12 protein-coding genes and 1 pseudogene are annotated in these 18,593 nt (G+C 58.7%); 8 read left to right on the forward strand and 5 right to left on the reverse strand.

Annotated elements, in window-relative coordinates; translation table 11 throughout:
- Positions 1-247 precede the first annotated feature (247 nt).
- From J1G18_RS26260 to J1G18_RS26280, 5 genes and pseudogenes are all read right to left on the reverse strand, one after another.
- Positions 248-466, reverse strand: a pseudogene (locus J1G18_RS26260) (DUF6124 family protein); the annotation flags it as partial.
- Between the two features lie 29 nt (positions 467-495).
- A complete protein-coding gene (locus J1G18_RS26265) occupies positions 496-3,414 on the reverse strand; it encodes a hypothetical protein (RefSeq protein ID WP_223009234.1) in 2,919 nt (972 codons plus the stop codon).
- Positions 3,415-3,756: 342 nt separating this feature from the next.
- A complete protein-coding gene (locus tag J1G18_RS26270; RefSeq protein WP_223009236.1) occupies positions 3,757-4,116 on the reverse strand; it encodes a DUF6124 family protein in 360 nt (119 codons plus the stop codon).
- Between the two features lie 482 nt (positions 4,117-4,598).
- Positions 4,599-7,541 (reverse strand): hypothetical protein, encoded by a 2,943-nt coding sequence (locus J1G18_RS26275; RefSeq protein WP_223009238.1) that lies wholly within the window; start codon positions 7,539-7,541, stop codon positions 4,599-4,601.
- Positions 7,542-7,883: 342 nt separating this feature from the next.
- The gene (locus J1G18_RS26280) at positions 7,884-8,243 is read right to left on the reverse strand and encodes a DUF6124 family protein (RefSeq protein WP_223009240.1); all 360 of its coding nucleotides are present in this window, start codon (positions 8,241-8,243) and stop codon (positions 7,884-7,886) included.
- Between the two features lie 600 nt (positions 8,244-8,843).
- On the opposite strand from J1G18_RS26280, the gene J1G18_RS26285 reads away from it, so the two are divergent.
- From J1G18_RS26285 to J1G18_RS26320, 8 genes are all read left to right on the forward strand, one after another.
- Positions 8,844-9,518, forward strand: coding sequence for a hypothetical protein (locus J1G18_RS26285; protein WP_223009243.1), 675 nt, complete (start codon positions 8,844-8,846; stop codon positions 9,516-9,518).
- A 218-nt stretch (positions 9,519-9,736) separates the two neighbouring features.
- On the forward strand, positions 9,737-11,866 hold the full coding sequence (gene flhA, locus J1G18_RS26290) for a flagellar biosynthesis protein FlhA (protein ID WP_047599970.1): 2,130 nt from the start codon (positions 9,737-9,739) through the stop codon (positions 11,864-11,866).
- 11 nt (positions 11,867-11,877) lie between these two features.
- Complete coding sequence (flhF, locus tag J1G18_RS26295; protein ID WP_095139383.1) at positions 11,878-13,218, forward strand: flagellar biosynthesis protein FlhF; 1,341 nt, start codon at positions 11,878-11,880, stop codon at positions 13,216-13,218.
- A 113-nt stretch (positions 13,219-13,331) separates the two neighbouring features.
- On the forward strand, positions 13,332-14,162 hold the full coding sequence (gene fleN / locus J1G18_RS26300) for a flagellar synthesis regulator FleN (protein WP_003222917.1): 831 nt from the start codon (positions 13,332-13,334) through the stop codon (positions 14,160-14,162).
- Entirely contained in the window at positions 14,159-14,899 is a 741-nt protein-coding gene (gene fliA, locus J1G18_RS26305; RefSeq protein ID WP_007920004.1) for an RNA polymerase sigma factor FliA, read from the forward strand. The genes fleN and fliA overlap by 4 nt, the downstream gene beginning before the upstream one ends.
- Positions 14,900-15,064: 165 nt before the next feature.
- Entirely contained in the window at positions 15,065-15,436 is a 372-nt protein-coding gene (locus J1G18_RS26310) for a chemotaxis response regulator CheY (protein ID WP_024012118.1), read from the forward strand.
- A 17-nt stretch (positions 15,437-15,453) separates the two neighbouring features.
- Positions 15,454-16,242, forward strand: coding sequence for a protein phosphatase CheZ (locus tag J1G18_RS26315; protein WP_027613919.1), 789 nt, complete (start codon positions 15,454-15,456; stop codon positions 16,240-16,242).
- A 54-nt stretch (positions 16,243-16,296) separates the two neighbouring features.
- Positions 16,297-18,579 (forward strand): chemotaxis protein CheA, encoded by a 2,283-nt coding sequence (locus J1G18_RS26320; protein WP_223009246.1) that lies wholly within the window; start codon positions 16,297-16,299, stop codon positions 18,577-18,579.
- Positions 18,580-18,593 lie beyond the last annotated feature (14 nt).

The raw sequence follows: 18,593 nt of genomic DNA on the forward strand, positions 1-18,593 counted from the left end.
TGCCTTCTTAGCCCGGCGATTCCAGATTATCCAGCGCTCGATTCACCGCCAGCTCCCCCGCCTGACCCAATGAAACGTCGGCTCCTGCCGCAGTCACTGTGGCGAGGGAGCTTGCTCCCGCTGGGTTGCGCAGCAGACCCAAGTCCTGTCACTGCAAATTTTCAGAAATACCGCGAGTTCAGGGTTTACGGCTGCTGCGCAACCGATCGGGGATGAATCCCCTCGCCACAGGTTCTTGCCTGCGTTCTTAGCCCGGCAACTGCAGATTATCCAGCGCCCGATTCACCGCCAGCTCGCCGAGCATGATCAGTTGCGCGATGCCCAGCAGCGTCCTGCGCTGCGACGCCGGTATGAGGTGGGCGAAATCATTGGCGATGGTTCTGGCCGACGCGAGTGTTTCGCAAGCATCGGCCAGCAGTTCTTCGTTTTTGAAGTCGGCGGTCACGGCGTACATCGAGCGGGTTTCAAGCGCCCCAATTGAGGCGCTTACAGAAATCAGTTGAACATAAAGTTATCGAAAATTACTTGTTCTTCGCCTCCGTTATAAAATTCAATGTAATTGATGTTTGCCGCGGAAAAAATTAACTGTGAAATACCTGCGCTGCTGATTAGTGGTCTTTCGTCTATATATCCGTCTGGGCCATAGAACAGGATTTTTCCGAGGGTGGCTTGAACGTCTGCGTAGTAAAAGCTTAATTTTTGCACGGGGGCTTTGAGCTCTATCCTGAATTTAGTTACAGCGCTCTCGTTAATTAACACGTTTCCTTCTATCGCCCCTGAAGCGCTATCCCTATTAAATGTGACGATTTTTAGTGATCCTGTTGAGCTTTGATTAATGATGCTTATCGCACCAGTATCTAAAGTTTCCAATGGCCCTATAAGTTGAGGGGGGACATTATCAAAGTTTTCATCTCTCTGGGTGCCTCTAAGGCTATAGATTCGTCGTGGGCAGGCTGTCGCGGTCAACTCACTGGCTATTCCGTCAAGATTTACTTTCACGCTGATCGTCAGCTCAGTTCCGTCCTTCAGTTCTTTTAACCACTCAATCGGAGCCGCCAGGGACAATCCATCCGGCGAATCATTGGGCTCTCCCGACCTGACGTCGTTGGTTATCGGCTCGCCGTTCTTGTCAAAGCCTCTACAGGTTGCCCAGATCGGTTGTCCTGGTTCGAACAACGGCCATCTTTCCGCGAGAATCCGTGCGTCTGTTGTGAGGTCTTGAACGCTCAACTCTTTACTGGTGTTGCCGTCGATATTAGGTGTAGGAAGGCGCGGGTCTTCATCGATAATTTTCAGCAGTCTCACCTTGATCGCGTCTGATTGGCCAGCGTGGCCACCGTTGCGATACAAGTTCCCGCGCAGCTCGATCACCGTTCCATGTCGCGTCGCTAGGAATGCGGGGCTCAACAGTGTGTTCACTCGCTTGTTGCTGTTGAATTCCACCAACGGAAACGGCGGCCAACCTGCCGGTGGATTGTCTTCTTCCAGGCATGCCTGGTCGCCGCTCAATGCTTCTGGGTATTCGATGCGCACCGTCACCCCGTCCGGGTAGGCCAGGACATCAATCGGATCTTTGGCCGGTGCTACAAGGAACGGTGGCGGCAGCTCCCCCAGCGCCGTCCCGATACGCAACGTCAACTCATGAGAATGCCCCAGTGTCTCGCCCGCCCGCTGAATGCTGTAATCGGCAACCACCGTACCGTTCAGGTTGGCGGTCACGTATTTTTTCTCAACGGTAATTCGCACAGGCCGGCCAGCGGTAGCGGGGATCAGGTCGACATGACTACTGATGCTGCCGCCGCTGGCGGAGCCGCGCCAACGGTAATTCACGCGATCCTTGTCGCGGGTGCCGAGGTACGGCACCACCAGCGTGGCACCGGTGGGTGGCACGTTGTCCGGATCGAGCACGTCGTTGGCATCTGCGCCCTCGACTTCCGGCCGGTCGAACGTCGGCAGGGCGACGCCGACCTGCATCATGAACGGCAGCGACTCGCGAACGCTCAACAGCCCCGTTTCGCTGTTGGTGACGACGTAATAGACCTTGACGTTCAGGCCATTGAAACGCTGGATTTCGACATTGCTCACGCTGCGCAGGACGGGCTGATTGTCCGCTACGTTGCCGACCGGGCGGGGATCTTCGTAATAAACGGTGTCGTTACCGGGCGCCAGGGCCCACCAGATCAGGTTGAGCAGGTCGCTGCTGTTGCGACCGGGATACCAAGGGATCTGCACAGTCGCCCAAGGCGTTTCGGGTGGCAACGTTCCGCCCGGTGCCTCGTCGACGGTGGGGGCGACTAACTGGCTGATGTCGCCAATCACGGTGACGCTGGCATTTTTTGAGCGGCGGTCGCTTTCATCGCTGCGACGGCGCACATAGCCGACCGAGGCTGCGCCTTTGGCAATGGCTTTGACGGCGGCGTTGGGGATGGGGAAATCGAGCTGGAAGGGCACGTACAACACCTCTTTCTCCAGCGGCCCGACGATGATCTGCGAGCCTTGCGCCGGGGTGCCAATCCAGGTCAGGAGCACCTTGTCGCCCACCGCAAAATCGTCCTTGGTGATGTACACGCGGGCGGTCACATCCTCATCCCCGAGCTGGTCGAGGTCGATGCTGTCGGTTGGAATGCCGTTGACCAGCACCTGCGGTTCGTCCAGCCGATTGCCCCCTAGATCCACCAACAGATAATGCGTCGCCGACCACGGCGCGCGTTCGTCCGGGAAGTTACCGCAGCGGTCAATGACCTGATAAGCCACCGCGACACGATCACCGTCCCCGGCATCGTCAATAACGGCGCGGCTGAAGACAACCTCGATCGGGTTTCTGATCGGGTCCTGGGCCTGTTCCGGCGTAACGACATGCACCTCTTGCTGGCTGCCCCAGCGGGCGAGAATGCGGTCGTATCGGGTGAGGTTGCGGTAAGGCACGATGTGCATCGTCACCCCGCTGGGCGGCAGGTTTTCATCGACCTCGTCATGAGAGAGGGAGAACTTGAGATCGGAGTGGCCGTCATCGCCGGGAATGTCGTCGTAATCGCCGGGACGCGTGAGTTTGACCAGCAGGGTCATGACCGGTAACGAGTCCTCCGGGGCCTGGTTCTTGCGCGTGATCCGGTAGAACACTGGCGTGGCATCCCCCTCAAGTACCTGGCCCCTGGTAATGGTGAAAACCACGTCCTGGTTGAGCTCGGCATCGTTCTCGAGGGTCTTGCTCCAGACCGCGGCGCTGTCATTGTCCCAGAACACCTCGGCCAGATCGCCAATGGACATGGTCAGCCAGGCGGGGATGATGCCTTGCAGATCGCCTTCCACGGCTCTGATGGGTATGCCGCCGTTATAGTGTTCGGCAGGGCTGAGGCTGACCAGCGCCGGAAAATACGGAGGTCTGAGGGCTCGAGGGGGTTGCTGGCTGGACATTTGGCGAACTCCGGTCGGGGGGCTGGGTGACGGAGTTATTGAGCGCGCGTTGGAGGAATTAGGCACCTGTCAGATCTGACAGGTGCCGGCGGGTTTCCGACAAGTGGTCATGTGGGCTGAAGGAAAGAGGCGACAAACCGCCGCCCGGTTAAATGAGGTGGCGGTTTTTTAAGCCTGAAGACATGTGTCGGCTGTGAGGCCGCTTTCGCGAGCAAGCCCGCTCCCACAGGTTCGGCGTGCAGGCACAGGTTTGTGATCGACACCAATCCCTGTGGGAGCGGGCTTGCTCGCGAAGACGTCAGCAGCCGCAACGCCTCACTCAGGGCTTGTCACAGATCCCTGCTACTGCGGCAACTCCAGATTATCCATCACCCGATTCACCGCCAACTCGCCGAGCATGATCAGTTGCGCGATGCCCAGCAGCGTCCTGCGCTGCGACGCCGGTATGAGGTGGGCGAAGTCATTGGCGATGGTTCTGGCCGAGGCGAGTGTTTCGCAGGCATCGGCCAGCAGTTCTTCGTTTTTGAAGTCTGCGGTCACGGCATACATCGAGCGGGTTTTGCGTTGAATGGGCGTGGCGCCGGGAGAGCAGAGGTAGTGGTCGAGGGCGCGGTCAGCCGCTTCGTGGAGCTTTTTTGAATCGAGGGATTCGTAGGGGGAGGTGGCGTCGGTTTCGGGTGGGTTGGGTGTTGGTTTGCTCATGGTGAAGCTCCTTTGAAGTGGAGCCGCTACAACCTGTCGCTAAACAGGAGGGGTGGCGGCTGTACGCAGGTTAGCGAACCGGTCAAAGGCACCCGGCAGACCCGAAGGTCTCCCGCATACAGCCACCATGACGAAATCGCGAAAATTCAGATCCGCAACGAAGCCTGGAACGCTGATGCACCTTTGACTTGAATTCGAGTCGCTAAACCCGATCGCTGATTCGTCAGCGACCGATCCACAATAGAACCCGACCCCAAGGCGCACAAGCCGGCGGATTCTGGCGTAGCTGTAGGCAATGGCGCAAGGGTGTGTAGCCTTGAAGACGTGTCTGGAGGTGTTTTTTAAACGTATGGTTTAAAGACAAAAAATTGGGGGGGCTGTCTGGGACGTACTCTCCATCTGTCCCTGTAGGATTCGTCGCCACGCCGAGCACGGCGACATGCGTCGCGCTCGGCGGTTCATGAAAGAAAAGGGTAAGGCGCTCAACAGTTCATTGAGAAATTATCTATAAATGAACTAGTATTTCCATTATGTATATCTATATATTTGATTTTTTTGTTTGGTGTTTCTGTGATGTCAACCCATGTTTTATATTCTTCATTGTATGGCGGGGTGGACACGGTTTTAACTAAATTTAAGTTTTCGTCGTAGCATCGGTACTCTGAGATGGTTCTATAAGCGCAGGAAGTGCCGAATCTAATGCTTTTTGCTGTTTGTTTTAGTGTGAGCCTTAGGATTCCTTTTGATGAAAGGATTTCTATATATTTTGATGTTATTTGTGGGGCGTAAACATAACCTTCAGAGCTGAAAAGTACGCGCGTTGATACTAACGTAACGGTCATGCTTGGGAAATCCATGACTGTTCCAATGGGTTTGATACCAGGTCTCCCTGTCTCGAAATCCTCAAGTATTATTAAAGGAGGACTTTTCAAAAAGTTTAAATTCAATAGTGGAAATATAATGGGTGTCAAATTGCTGGCGGGGATCGGCGATACTTCTAAAGAAATCTTCAATTCAGTATCGTGTCCCAGACTTAACAACTGCTCTCTGGTCAGTGTCTGTTTTATTCCAGAGGTTTTTTCCGTATCTGTTATTTTGTGATTGGTCAATATCGGGATTGTGCAGTCGTCATCATTGTCGTCTTTTCCTGAAAGTTTTAGTTGTACGATGTTATCAGTGCTGATTCCTGTCCATGGCAGCACGGTAACCTCGGCGTTTCCTTCAAAAGAATTCAAATCCAGCACGTTGTCATCCGATGCCTGTGGGATTTTCGGCGAGGGTAGCCGTGGATCTTCATCTGTGATCTTCAGCAAAGTCACCCTGGTCGCATCTGATTCACCCGCTTGTTCATCATTGCGATTCAAATCCCAGCGCAATTCGATCACCTTGCCATGTCGCGCCGCCAAAAACGCGGGGCTCAATACTGTATCCACCCGTTTGTTGTTGAACTCCACCAAAGGAAACGGTGGCGTGCCTGCTGGGGGATCGACCTCCACCAGGCGTGCCCGGTCGCCGCTCAATGCTTCTGGGTATTCGATACGCACCGTCACCCCGTCCGGGTAGGCCAGGACATCAATCGGATCTGTGGCCGGTGCTACAAGGAACGGTGGCGGTAGCTCCCCCAGCGCCGTCCCGATGCGCAACGTCAACTCATGAGAATGCCCCAGCGTCTCGCCCGCCCGCTGAATGCTGTAATCGGCAACCACCGTACCGTTCAGGTTGGGGGTCACGTATTTTTTCTCAACGGTAATCCGCACAGGCCGGCCAGCGGTGGCAGGGATCAGGTCGACATGACTACTGACGCTACCGCCGCTGGCAGAGCCGCGCCAACGGTAGTTCACACGATCCTTGTCGCGGGTGCCGAGGTACGGCACCACCAGCGTGGCACCGGTGGGTGGCACGTCGTCCGGATCGAGCACGTCGTTGGCATCTGCGCCCTCGACTTCAGGCCGGTCGAACGTCGGCAGTGCCACGCCGACCTGCATCATGAACGGCAGCGACTCGCGAACGCTCAACAGCCCCGTTTCGCTGTTGGTGACGACGTAATAGACCTTGACGTTCAGGCCATTGAAACGCTGGATTTCGACATTGCTCACGCTGCGCAGGACGGGCTGATTGTCCGCTACGTTGCCGACCGGGCGGGGATCTTCGTAATAAACGGTGTCGTTACCGGGCGCCAGGGCCCACCAGATCAGGTTGAGCAGGTCGCTGCTGTTGCGACCGGGATACCAAGGGATCTGCACAGTCGCCCAAGGCGTTTCGGGTGGCAACGTTCCGCCCGGTGCCTCGTCGACGGTGGGGGCGACTAACTGGCTGATGTCGCCAATCACGGTGACGCTGGCATTTTTTGAGCGGCGGTCGCTTTCATCGCTGCGACGGCGCACATAGCCGACCGAGGCTGCGCCTTTGGCAATGGCTTTGACGGCGGCGTTGGGGATGGGGAAATCGAGCTGGAAGGGCACGTACAACACCTCTTTCTCCAGCGGCCCGACGATGATCTGCGAGCCTTGCGCCGGGGTGCCAATCCAGGTCAGGAGCACCTTGTCGCCCACCGCAAAATCGTCCTTGGTGATGTACACGCGGGCGGTCACATCCTCATCCCCGAGCTGGTCGAGGTCGATGCTGTCGGTTGGAATGCCGTTGACCAGCACCTGCGGTTCGTCCAGCCGATTGCCCCCTAGATCCACCAACAGATAATGCGTCGCCGACCACGGCGCGCGTTCGTCCGGGAAGTTACCGCAGCGGTCAATGACCTGATAAGCCACCGCGACACGATCACCGTCCCCGGCATCGTCAATAACGGCGCGGCTGAAGACAACCTCGATCGGGTTTCTGATCGGGTCCTGGGCCTGTTCCGGCGTAACGACATGCACCTCTTGCTGGCTGCCCCAGCGGGCGAGAATGCGGTCGTATCGGGTGAGGTTGCGGTAAGGCACGATGTGCATCGTCACCCCGCTGGGCGGCAGGTTTTCATCGACCTCGTCATGAGAGAGGGAGAACTTGAGATCGGAGTGGCCGTCATCGCCGGGAATGTCGTCGTAATCGCCGGGACGCGTGAGTTTGACCAGCAGGGTCATGACCGGTAACGAGTCCTCCGGGGCCTGGTTCTTGCGCGTGATCCGGTAGAACACTGGCGTGGCATCCCCCTCAAGTACCTGGCCCCTGGTAATGGTGAAAACCACGTCCTGGTTGAGCTCGGCATCGTTCTCGAGGGTCTTGCTCCAGACCGCGGCGCTGTCATTGTCCCAGAACACCTCGGCCAGATCGCCAATGGACATGGTCAGCCAGGCGGGGATGATGCCTTGCAGATCGCCTTCCACGGCTCTGATGGGTATGCCGCCGTTATAGTGTTCGGCAGGGCTGAGGCTGACCAGCGCCGGAAAATACGGAGGTCTGAGGGCTCGAGGGGGTTGCTGGCTGGACATTTGGCGAACTCCGGTCGGGGGGCTGGGTGACGGAGTTATTGAGCGCGCGTTGGAGGAATTAGGCACCTGTCAGATCTGACAGGTGCCGGCGGGTTTCCGACAAGTGGTCATGTGGGCTGAAGGAAAGAGGCGACAAACCGCCGCCCGGTTAAATGAGGTGGCGGTTTTTTAAGCCTGAAGACATGTGTCGGCTGTGAGGCCGCTTTCGCGAGCAAGCCCGCTCCCACAGGTTCGGCGTGCAGGCACAGGTTTGTGATCGACACCAATCCCTGTGGGAGCGGGCTTGCTCGCGAAGACGTCAGCAGCCGCAACGCCTCACTCAGGGCTTGTCACAGATCCCTGTTACTGCGGCAACTGCAGATTATCCATCACCCGATTCACCGCCAGTTCGCCGAGCATGATCAGTTGCGCGATGCCCAGCAGCGTCCTGCGCTGCGACGCCGGTATGAGGTGGGCGAAGTCATTGGCGATGGTTCGGGCTGAAGCGAGTGTTTCGCAGGCATCGGCCAGCAGTTCTTCGTTTTTGAAGTCTGCGGTCACGGCGTACATCGAACGGGTTTTGCGTTGAATGGGCGTGGCGCCGGGCGCGCAGAGGTAGTGGTCGAGGGCACGGTCGGCGGCTTCGTGGAGCTTTTTTGAATCGAGGGATTCGTAGGGGGAGGTGGTGTCGGTATCGGGTGGGTTGGGTGTTGGTTTGATCATGGTGAAGCCTCTAGAGTAATGAAGCTGACACCGTTCGCTGCTAACGAAGGAGGTGGCGGCTGTACGCGGGTTAGCAGACCAGGACTCTAGAACCCGGCGCACCGAAGTGCCCCACGCAAAGCCGCCATAACGACGACGGACTTTGTGCGTCTAGAGAAAACCCGGGCTGCTAAACCCGATCACTGAACAATCAGCGACCGACCCACAATAGAACCCGCCCCCAAGGCGCACAAGCCGGCGGATTCTGGCGTAGCTGTAGGCAATGGCGCAAGAATATGTAGCCCGCAAGGCGTGTCTGGAGGTGTCTTTTAAACGCCAGCGTTTAAAGTTGCTGCTCATGATTCTGTGGTGTCGCGGATGGCTTCTTCGCGAGCAAGCCCACTCCCACAGGGGATCGGTGTGATACCCCCTATCTGTGTTCATTGCGGCGCGATTCCTGATAAATCAAAAGACAGCGGCCCTCCGCTTGTCTGAAAAAGACCTCTACCTGTTAGTTCTGACAGTGGACACAAAGGGCATTCAGCTATTCCATGTTCCTTGGCAGGTTTCACGGGCAATTCGCCTTCTGACCTGTCTTTAACATTCGCCAAGGAGAAGGTCATGCAAGAGAACTACAAAAAGCTTGAAGGAATGAGGTTCGAGTTCGTTTCCGGGTCGGTGGCGAAAGAGTCTGATCATATCGCTTGCACGTTCACTTTTAAGGCGATGTTGGACTTCACGCATTTCGTGCACATGAGCAATGCGTATGTGCCGGGCTATCTCGATTCGTATATCAATGCGATCAAGCCAAGGTTGGACGGGGTAGCCCACCATAGTCTCTACAACCGATTCAATAGTGCCGCTGGCAACATTGGTACTGTTGAAGAGTTGGTCAGAGTTTTCTCTTCGCCCAACAACTACTCCGATACATGGAGTAGCAATGGCACCGGCCTACTGGCGCGTTATCACAAACCACAATTTCACATGGTCGGTGATCAGTTACAGGTCACGGGTGGGCAGGACTTTCGATGGGAGGTCGAGCCGGAGGTCGAACGGAAGATCGAGCCGCAGGATGTGCCGGACATTTACTTTGTCTGGGCACTGATTGTGTTGAAGGCATACCCCGAAGATCCTTTTCATCAGCCTGAGGAAATCGTGACTTTGGGCGATTCTGAGGAGGCGCTTGTCGACGTGGGAGGGAAGCCGATCCGTAAGGGTACGCGCTACCTGGTGGGCCGCGATTTGCGTCTTGGTGCGATAAATCCAGAGCAAATTTTGACTGCCGGGTATCCGTGAGTGCGCGGGTTTTTCTGATTTTTGTTCACTGCTAATGGTGATAGCCGTCCTGCGTCTGTTTTGCGGTCGGCTCCATGGCGCCCAGCTTCTCTCAAGACACTTCCCCTGAAGCAAACCTCAATTTCAATCCCCGGCAAAAGTTGGAAGGCTTCTTGCAGTAGCCGCCGTGCGCCTGCTTTGGGCGTCAAAAGTTTGCTTTAAAGGAACGGGGAAAACCGGTGGATCGCTCTCAGTTATTCAACACTGCTCGCTCGAATGTTGCCGACCTCAGTCGAGGCAATCTGGGCGTGCCGTTGTTGCTGCTGGTCATGTTGGCAATGATGATGTTGCCGATTCCGCCGTTCCTGCTCGATGTGTTCTTCACCTTCAACATTGCCCTGTCGATTGTCGTCCTGCTGGTCTGTGTGTATGCGCTGCGGCCACTGGATTTCGCGGTGTTCCCGACCATTCTGCTGGTGGCGACGCTGCTGCGACTGGCGTTGAACGTGGCCTCGACGCGGGTGGTGATGCTCCACGGTCAGGACGGCCACGCCGCCGCCGGTAAGGTGATTCAGGCCTTCGGCGAAGTGGTGATCGGCGGTAACTACGTGGTCGGTATCGTGGTGTTCGCGATTCTGATGATCATCAACTTCGTCGTGGTGACCAAGGGTGCCGGGCGGATTTCCGAGGTGAGCGCACGCTTCACCCTCGATGCAATGCCTGGCAAACAAATGGCGATCGACGCCGACCTCAACGCCGGTCTGATCGACCAGAACCAGGCCAAGGCCCGCCGTCAGGAAGTCGCCCAAGAGGCTGAGTTCTACGGTTCGATGGACGGTGCCAGCAAGTTCGTCCGTGGTGACGCCATCGCCGGCCTGCTGATTCTGTTTATCAACCTGATCGGCGGTATGGCTGTCGGTATCTTCCAGCACAACATGACCTTCGCCGACGCGGGCAAGGTGTACGCCTTGCTGACCATCGGTGACGGTTTGGTGGCGCAATTGCCATCACTGTTGTTATCGACAGCGGCGGCGATCATGGTGACCCGTGCTTCCGGTTCGGAAGACATGGGCAAGCAGATCAATCGGCAGATGTTCGCCTCGCCAAAAGCGCTGGCGGTGGCTGCCGGTCTGATGGCGGTCATGGGTCTCGTCCCGGGCATGCCGCACTTCTCGTTCCTGAGCATGGCCGCGCTGGCTGCCGGTGGTGCGTACCTGTTCTGGAAAAAACAGAACGTCGCCAAGGTGCAGGCGCTGCAAGAGGTTCAGCGTCAGCAGGAACTGCTGCCGTCGCCGGCCCGCGCCATGGAAACCAAGGAGCTGGGCTGGGACGACGTGACGCCGATCGACATGATCGGCCTTGAGGTCGGTTACCGCCTGATCCCGCTGGTGGATCGCAATCAGGGCGGGCAGTTGCTGGCGCGGATCAAGGGCGTGCGCAAGAAGCTCTCGCAGGACCTGGGCTTCCTGATGCCGACCGTGCACATCCGCGACAACCTCGATCTGGCGCCGAGCGCCTATCGCCTGACCCTGATGGGGGTGATTCTGGCCGAAGCCGAGATCTATCCGGACCGCGAACTGGCGATCAACCCGGGGCAGGTTTACGGCACGCTCAACGGCATTACCGCCAAAGATCCGGCTTTCGGCCTGGAGGCGGTGTGGATCGAAGTCAGCCAGCGCGCGCAGGCGCAGTCGCTCGGTTACACCGTGGTCGACGCCAGTACCGTGGTCGCGACCCACTTGAACCAGATTCTCTACAAGCACTCCAGTGAGCTGATCGGCCACGAGGAAGTGCAGCAACTCATGCAATTGCTGGCCAAAAGCTCGCCAAAACTGGCTGAAGAGCTGGTGCCGGGGGTGGTTTCGCTGTCGCAGCTGCTCAAAGTGTTGCAGGCGCTGCTGGCCGAACACGTGCCGGTGCGCGATATCCGCAGCATTGCCGAGGCTATCGCCAACAACGCCGCCAAGAGTCAAGATACCGCCGCCTTGGTGGCCGCAGTACGCGTCGGCGTATCCCGCGCCATCGTCCAAAGCATTGTAGGCACTGACTCCGAGCTGCCTGTGATCACCCTGGAACCAAGGTTGGAACAAATATTGCTCAATAGTCTGCAGAAGGCAGGACAAGGCTCGGAAGAGGGCGTTCTGCTGGAGCCAAGCATGGCCGAGAAGCTGCAGCGTTCGCTTATCGAAGCGGCGCAGCGCCAGGAAATGCAAGGTCAGCCGGTGATCCTGTTGGTAGCAGGCCCGATCCGCGCGATGCTCTCGCGTTTCGGTCGCCTCGCAGTCCCGGGGCTGCACGTGCTGGCCTACCAGGAAATTCCGGACAACAAGCAAGTGACCATCGTTGCGACAGTAGGGCCCAACGGCTGAGGTAGTGGTTTATGCAAGTTAAGCGTTTTTTCGCCGCCGATATGCGTCAGGCCATGAAGCTGGTTCGTGATGAGCTGGGCGCTGATGCCGCCATCATTGGCAACCGCCGCATTGCCGGCGGCGTCGAGCTGACGGCGGCGCTGGATTACAAATTGTCGGCGCTGGCGCCACGGGTTCCGAACATGGAACTTGAGGACGAGCTGCGCAAGACCCAGTCGCGCATCGTGACCGCCCAGGCCGAACTGAGCCTGCGTGGCGAAGCCGACGGCAACACCAATCGCCAGTTGTTCGCCGGGCTGCCGTTGACGGCCGGCCTGCCGCTGACCGCTGCCGAACCGTTGAGCGAACCGACTTACGCCGCCCCGGCGCGTCCGGCTCCGGCACCTGCACCGGCGGCCGCTGGCGTCGATCCGCGTGCGCTGGATTCGATGCGTTTCGAATTGAACAGTCTGCGTGAGCTGATGGAAGTGCAGCTCGGCACCCTGGCCTGGAATCAGCTGCAAGGCAGCCGTCCGGCGCAAGCCAATCTGTATCGCCGTCTGCAACGCATCGGTCTGTCCGGGCCGTTGTCGCGCGATCTGCTGGCGATGATTACTGATATCGAAGAGCCGCGTCAGGCCTGGCGCATGCTGCTTGCGCACCTGGCGCGGATGATTGCCGTACCGGAAGTCGAGCCGCTGGAAGAGGGCGGGGTGATTGCCATGGTCGGTCCGGCCGGCATGGGCAAGACCACCACCCTGGCCAAGCTGGCCGCGCGCTACGTGCTGAAATACGGCGCGCAGAATGTCGCGCTGGTGAGCATGGACAGTTTCCGTATCGGCGCCCAGGAACAACTGAAGACCTTGGGCCGCATTCTCAATGTGCCGGTGACCCACGTCGATCCGGGCCAGTCGCTGGTGCAGGCGTTGGATCCATTGCTGCGCAAACGCGTGGTGCTGATCGATACCGCCGGCTTGCAGGCCAGCGATCCGGCCCTGCGCATGCAGCTGGAAAGCCTGGCCGGGCGTGGCATCCGTTCAAAAAATTATCTGGTGCTGGCAACCACCAGCCAGAAACAGGTTCTAACCGCCGCGTACCACAGTTACAAGCGTTGCGGGCTTGCCGGCTGCATCCTGACTAAACTGGATGAGACGGCCAGTCTTGGCGAAGTATTGAGCCTGGCGATCAGTCATGAATTGCCGGTCGCGTATCTGACCGATGGCCCACGGATTCCGGATGATCTGCATCTGCCGCGCCGTCATCAACTGGTCAGCCGCGCCGTCAGCGTGCAAATGCAGGAAGAACCCAGCGAAGAAGCCATGGCTGACATGTTCGCTGATATCTACCACAGCCCGACCAAGCAGGTTGGCTGAGGTAATGAACCGTTTTTGTACCTACATCGATGGTCTGCCATGCATTGTTCCGGTTGAGAACGCGCAGCCAGTAATGTGGCCTCCGTCTATGCAAGACAAGGTAAAGAAATAACATGGGCAGCATGCATCCCGTACAGGTGATCGCGGTGACCGGCGGCAAAGGTGGCGTCGGCAAGACTAACGTGTCAGTGAACTTGTCTCTGGCGCTGGCAGAGCTTGGCCGTCGGGTCATGCTGCTGGACGCCGATCTGGGGCTGGCGAACGTCGACGTTCTGCTGGGACTGACCCCCAAACGTACTCTGGCCGATGTGATCGAAGGCCGCTGTGAGCTGCGCGACGTGCTGTTGCAGGGCCCCGGCGGGATCCGCATCGTGCCGGCCGCTTCCGGCACCCAAAGCATGGTGCACCTGAGCCCGGCGCAACATGCCGGTCTGATTCAGGCCTTCAGCGACATCGGCGACAACCTCGATGTGCTGGTGATCGACACCGCTGCAGGTATTGGTGACTCGGTAGTCAGTTTTGTCCGCGCCGCGCAGGAAGTGTTGCTGGTGGTCTGCGACGAGCCGACCTCGATCACCGACGCCTACGCGCTGATCAAACTGCTCAACCGCGACTACGGCATGAACCGCTTCCGCGTGCTGGCCAACATGGCGCAGAGCCCGCAGGAAGGGCGCAACCTGTTCGCCAAGTTGACCAAGGTCACGGATCGCTTCCTCGACGTCGCCTTACAATACGTCGGCGCCGTGCCGTACGACGAAAGCGTGCGCAAGGCAGTGCAGAAGCAGCGAGCGGTCTATGAAGCCTTTCCGCGTTCCAAGTGCGCGCTGGCGTTCAAGGCGATCGCGCAGAAGGTCGATACCTGGCCGCTGCCTGCCAACCCGCGCGGCCACCTTGAGTTTTTCGTCGAGCGCCTCGTGCAGCAAACAGCAGGGCCTGTGTTATGACCGCGAGCGGTATGAACTACTACAAGAAGTCGGCACGTGACGCGCAGTACGAGTTGATCGAGCGTTACGCGCCACTGGTCAAGCGCATTGCCTATCACTTGCTGGCGCGCTTGCCGGCGAGTGTGCAGGTTGAAGACCTGATTCAGGCCGGGATGATCGGCCTGCTCGAAGTCTCGACCAAATATGACGCCAGCAAAGGCGCCAGTTTCGAAACGTACGCGGGCATCCGGATCCGCGGCGCGATGCTCGATGAAGTGCGCAAAGGGGATTGGGCACCGCGCTCGGTTCACCGCAATACCCGTATGGTCAGCGATGCCATTCGCTCAATTGAAGCTAAAACCGGCCGTGACGCTAAAGATCACGAGGTTGCGGCCGAACTCCAATTGAGTCTCGACGATTACTACGGGATTTTGAATGACACCCTGGGCAGCCGGCTGTTCAGTTTCGACGATCTGTTGCAGGACGGCGAACACGAAGGGCTGCACGAGGATGGCGCCAGTGCTCATCTTGAGCCGTCACGCGATCTGGAAGATGAACGCTTTCAGGCGGCGCTGGCGGACGCGATTGCCAATTTGCCGGAGCGTGAGCGACTGGTGTTGGCGCTGTACTACGACGAAGAGCTGAACCTCAAGGAGATCGGTGAAGTCCTTGGCGTCAGTGAATCGCGGGTCAGCCAGTTACACAGCCAGTGCGCGGCCCGTTTGCGGGGGCGTTTGGGGGAGTGGCGAGCGCGCTGAAGGCAGTGTGGGGACACTGCGAACGAGGCTGGTGCGGTGAGAACGGCACCGGTCTTGCTCTGTTGTGCTCCAGACAGTCTTCGAGTGCTGCGCCGATTGATTGAAGTGGCGCGTCCAGGTGCTGGGCGCGTTTAAGACTGCTTGGAGGTCGAATTGAACAAAGACATGAAAATCCTCATCGTTGATGACTTCTCAACGATGCGGCGGATCATCAAGAACCTGCTGCGCGATCTCGGGTTCACCAACACCGTCGAGGCCGACGATGGCACTACCGCCATTCCGGTACTCAACAGCGGCAGCATCGACTTTCTGGTAACGGACTGGAACATGCCGGGCATGACCGGTATCGACTTGCTGCGCCACGTGCGTGCCGATGAAAAACTCAAGCACCTGCCGGTGCTGATGGTGACCGCTGAAGCCAAGCGCGAGCAAATCATCGAGGCCGCTCAGGCCGGTGTGAACGGCTACGTGGTCAAACCTTTCACGGCTCAGGCGTTGAAAGACAAAATCGAGAAGATTTTCGAACGCATCGGCTGATGACGCGCGGGGGAGCTATGGAGCATAACGAATCTTCACAGGGCGATTTCGAGTCGACCCTGAAAAAACACGCGGTCGAACTGGTCGAGAGCCTTGAAAAAGGCAGGTTCGGCGACGCTGTGCAACTGATCCATGAGCTCAATCAGACCCGTGACCGCGGCCTGTATCAGGAAGTGGGCAAGCTCACACGCGAACTGCACAGTGCGATCGTCAATTTCCAGATCGATCCGCACATGCCGCAGGCCGAGGAAGTGTCGCAAATCACCGACGCCACCGAACGCCTGGGCTATGTGGTCAAGCTGACCGAAGCCGCGGCCAACCGCACCATGGATCTGGTGGAAAGCGCCACCCCGGTGGTCAATGGCCTGGCTGAAGAAGCCCAGGCGCTGAGCACCGATTGGGGCCGCTTCATGCGTCGTGAAGTCGGAGCTGAAGAGTTCCGCGAGCTGGCGCGCCGGGTCGACGGTTTTCTGTCACGCAGCAGCACGGACAACCGTGCGGTGTCGAGCAACCTCAACGACATCCTGCTGGCTCAGGATTACCAGGACCTCACCGGTCAAGTGATCAAGCGTGTGACCCAACTGGTCACCGAAGTCGAAAGCAATTTGCTCAAACTCGTCCTCATGGCCAGTCAGGTTGACCGCTTTGCGGGCATCGAACACGACCGTGCCGCGATGCTTGCAGAAAAAGATCCACAAAAACATCTCTCGCAGGGTGAAGGTCCGCAGATTCATGCCGATAAACGAGAAGACGTTGTGTCCGGTCAGGACGATGTGGACGATTTGTTATCCAGCCTCGGATTCTAGAGTTTTGGAATTTTAGGTTTTTTGGGTTTTTAGACCTGTAGGAGCACCCCATTAATGAGCTTCGGCGCCGATGAAGAGATCCTTCAGGATTTCCTGGTTGAGGCCGGCGAGATTCTTGAGCAACTGTCCGAGCAACTGGTCGAGCTGGAAAGCCGCCCGGATGACGCAGATCTGCTCAACGCAATTTTTCGCGGTTTCCACACTGTAAAAGGGGGCGCCGGCTTCCTTCAGCTCAACGAGCTGGTGGAGTGCTGTCACATCGCCGAAAACGTGTTCGACATCCTGCGCAAGGGTGAGCGTCGCGTTGATGCAGAACTGATGGACGTGGTGCTTGAAGCACTGGACGCGGTGAACAGCATGTTCAGCGAAGTCCGTGAACGTGCACCGATCACGGCGGCCACCCCGGAACTGCTGGCCGCGCTGGCGCGTCTGGCCGAACCGCAAACGGCCGACGAAGCTCCGGCTTCGCCAGTGGCCGAGATGATCGAAGAACTGGTCGTCGAAGGCGATTCGAGCGATTCGGGCGACATCACCGATAACGAATTTGAACAGCTGCTGGATTCGCTGAACGCCGTCAAGGCCGAAGCCGAAGCCCCGGCTGCTGCTGCACCTGCGCCGGCTGCCGATGCGGCCGCCAGCGATGAAATTACCGACGCCGAATTCGAGTCGTTGCTCGATCAGTTGCACGGCAAAGGCCAGTTCGCGGCGGACGCCGTGGCACCGGCATCGGCCGCTCCGGCGGCACCGGCGGCGGGCGACAGCTCGGACATCACCGACGACGAATTCGAAGCACTGCTCGATCAGTTGCACGGCAAGGGCAACTTTGCCGTTGAAGCGCTGGAGTCGGCGATCGCCTCGGCACCGGTTGCGCCTGCCGCACCGGCGGCCGCCGCTGCCGGCAGCGATCTGATCAGCGATCACGAATTCGAATCGCTGCTCGACGAGTTGCACGGCAAAGGCAAGTTCACCGACGTTGGCGCCGCTGCTGCGGGCACCGCGTCGACTGTGGCCGCGCCTGCCGCCAAGGCTGCTGCCGCTCCGGCTGCTGCGCCGAAGGCTGCGCCCAAGCCTGAGCCGAAAGCCGAAGCGCCAAAACCGGCCGCCGCTGCTGCACCGGCGCCGGCCCGTGCTGCCGCTGCTCCGCCGCCGGAAAAACCGGCGAGCGAAGCCGAGACCACCGTGCGGGTCGATACCGCGCGTCTCGACGAAATCATGAACATGGTCGGCGAGCTGGTGCTGGTGCGTAACCGTCTGGTGCGCCTGGGTCTCAACAGCGGCGACGAAGCCATGTCCAAGGCCGTGTCGAACCTCGACGTGGTCACGGCTGACTTGCAGACCGCGGTGATGAAGACCCGGATGCAGCCGATCAAGAAGGTCTTCGGGCGCTTCCCGCGTCTGGTTCGCGACCTCGCGCGTCAGTTGAAGAAAGAGATCAATCTGGAACTGGTGGGTGAAGAAACCGACCTCGACAAAAACCTTGTCGAGGCCCTGGCCGACCCGTTGGTCCACTTGGTGCGTAACGCGGTCGACCACGGCATCGAATCGCCGGAAGAACGCGAAGCTTCCGGCAAGGCCCGTGGCGGTCGCGTGGTACTGGCCGCCGAGCAGGAAGGCGATCACATCCTGTTGTCGATCTCCGACGACGGCAAGGGCATGGACCCGAACGTGCTGCGTTCGATCGCGGTAAAACGCGGTGTGATGGACAAGGACGCGGCCGATCGCCTGAGCGATACCGAGTGCTACAACCTGATTTTCGCCCCGGGTTTCTCGACCAAGACCGAGATCTCCGACGTGTCCGGCCGCGGTGTCGGCATGGACGTGGTGAAAACCAAGATTTCCCAGCTCAACGGTTCGATCAACATCTACTCGACCAAGGGCCAGGGCTCGAAGATCGTCATCAAGGTGCCGCTGACGCTGGCGATCATGCCGACCCTGATGGTGATGCTCGGCAATCAGGCGTTTGCGTTCCCGTTGGTCAACGTCAACGAAATCTTCCACCTCGACCTGTCGACCACCAACGTGGTGGATGGCCAGGAAGTGGTGATCGTGCGGGACAAGGCGCTGCCATTGTTCTACCTCAAGCGCTGGCTGGTCAGCTCCGCCGCTCACGAAGAGCAGCGCGAAGGCCATGTGGTGATCCTTTCGGTGGGCACCCAGCGGATCGGCTTCGTCGTCGATCAACTGGTCGGCCAGGAAGAAGTGGTCATCAAGCCATTGGGCAAAATGCTGCAGGGCACTCCGGGCATGTCCGGCGCCACCATCACCGGTGACGGCCGCATCGCGCTGATTCTCGATGTTCCAAGCATGCTCAAGCGTTACGCGACGAAGCGTATTTGAATCCGGGGCAGCGG

It is taken from the genome of Pseudomonas sp. MIS38 (genome assembly GCF_019891575.1).
GTDB lineage: Bacteria > Pseudomonadota > Gammaproteobacteria > Pseudomonadales > Pseudomonadaceae > Aquipseudomonas > Aquipseudomonas putida_A.

What these genes read in the sequence shown, in the direction of transcription:
- J1G18_RS26270 (WP_223009236.1), bottom strand. Translation starts at nt 4,116, where the DNA reads ATGAGCAAACCAACACCCAACCCACCCGAAACCGACGCCACCTCCCCC.
- J1G18_RS26280 (WP_223009240.1), bottom strand. Translation starts at nt 8,243, where the DNA reads ATGATCAAACCAACACCCAACCCACCCGATACCGACACCACCTCCCCC.
- J1G18_RS26315 (WP_027613919.1), top strand. Translation starts at nt 15,454, where the DNA reads ATGGAGCATAACGAATCTTCACAGGGCGATTTCGAGTCGACCCTGAAA.
- J1G18_RS26265 (WP_223009234.1), bottom strand. Translation starts at nt 3,414, where the DNA reads ATGTCCAGCCAGCAACCCCCTCGAGCCCTCAGACCTCCGTATTTTCCG.
- fliA (WP_007920004.1), top strand. Translation starts at nt 14,159, where the DNA reads ATGACCGCGAGCGGTATGAACTACTACAAGAAGTCGGCACGTGACGCG.
- J1G18_RS26320 (WP_223009246.1), top strand. Translation starts at nt 16,297, where the DNA reads ATGAGCTTCGGCGCCGATGAAGAGATCCTTCAGGATTTCCTGGTTGAG.
- J1G18_RS26285 (WP_223009243.1), top strand. Translation starts at nt 8,844, where the DNA reads ATGCAAGAGAACTACAAAAAGCTTGAAGGAATGAGGTTCGAGTTCGTT.
- J1G18_RS26310 (WP_024012118.1), top strand. Translation starts at nt 15,065, where the DNA reads ATGAAAATCCTCATCGTTGATGACTTCTCAACGATGCGGCGGATCATC.
- fleN (WP_003222917.1), top strand. Translation starts at nt 13,332, where the DNA reads ATGGGCAGCATGCATCCCGTACAGGTGATCGCGGTGACCGGCGGCAAA.
- flhF (WP_095139383.1), top strand. Translation starts at nt 11,878, where the DNA reads ATGCAAGTTAAGCGTTTTTTCGCCGCCGATATGCGTCAGGCCATGAAG.
- J1G18_RS26275 (WP_223009238.1), bottom strand. Translation starts at nt 7,541, where the DNA reads ATGTCCAGCCAGCAACCCCCTCGAGCCCTCAGACCTCCGTATTTTCCG.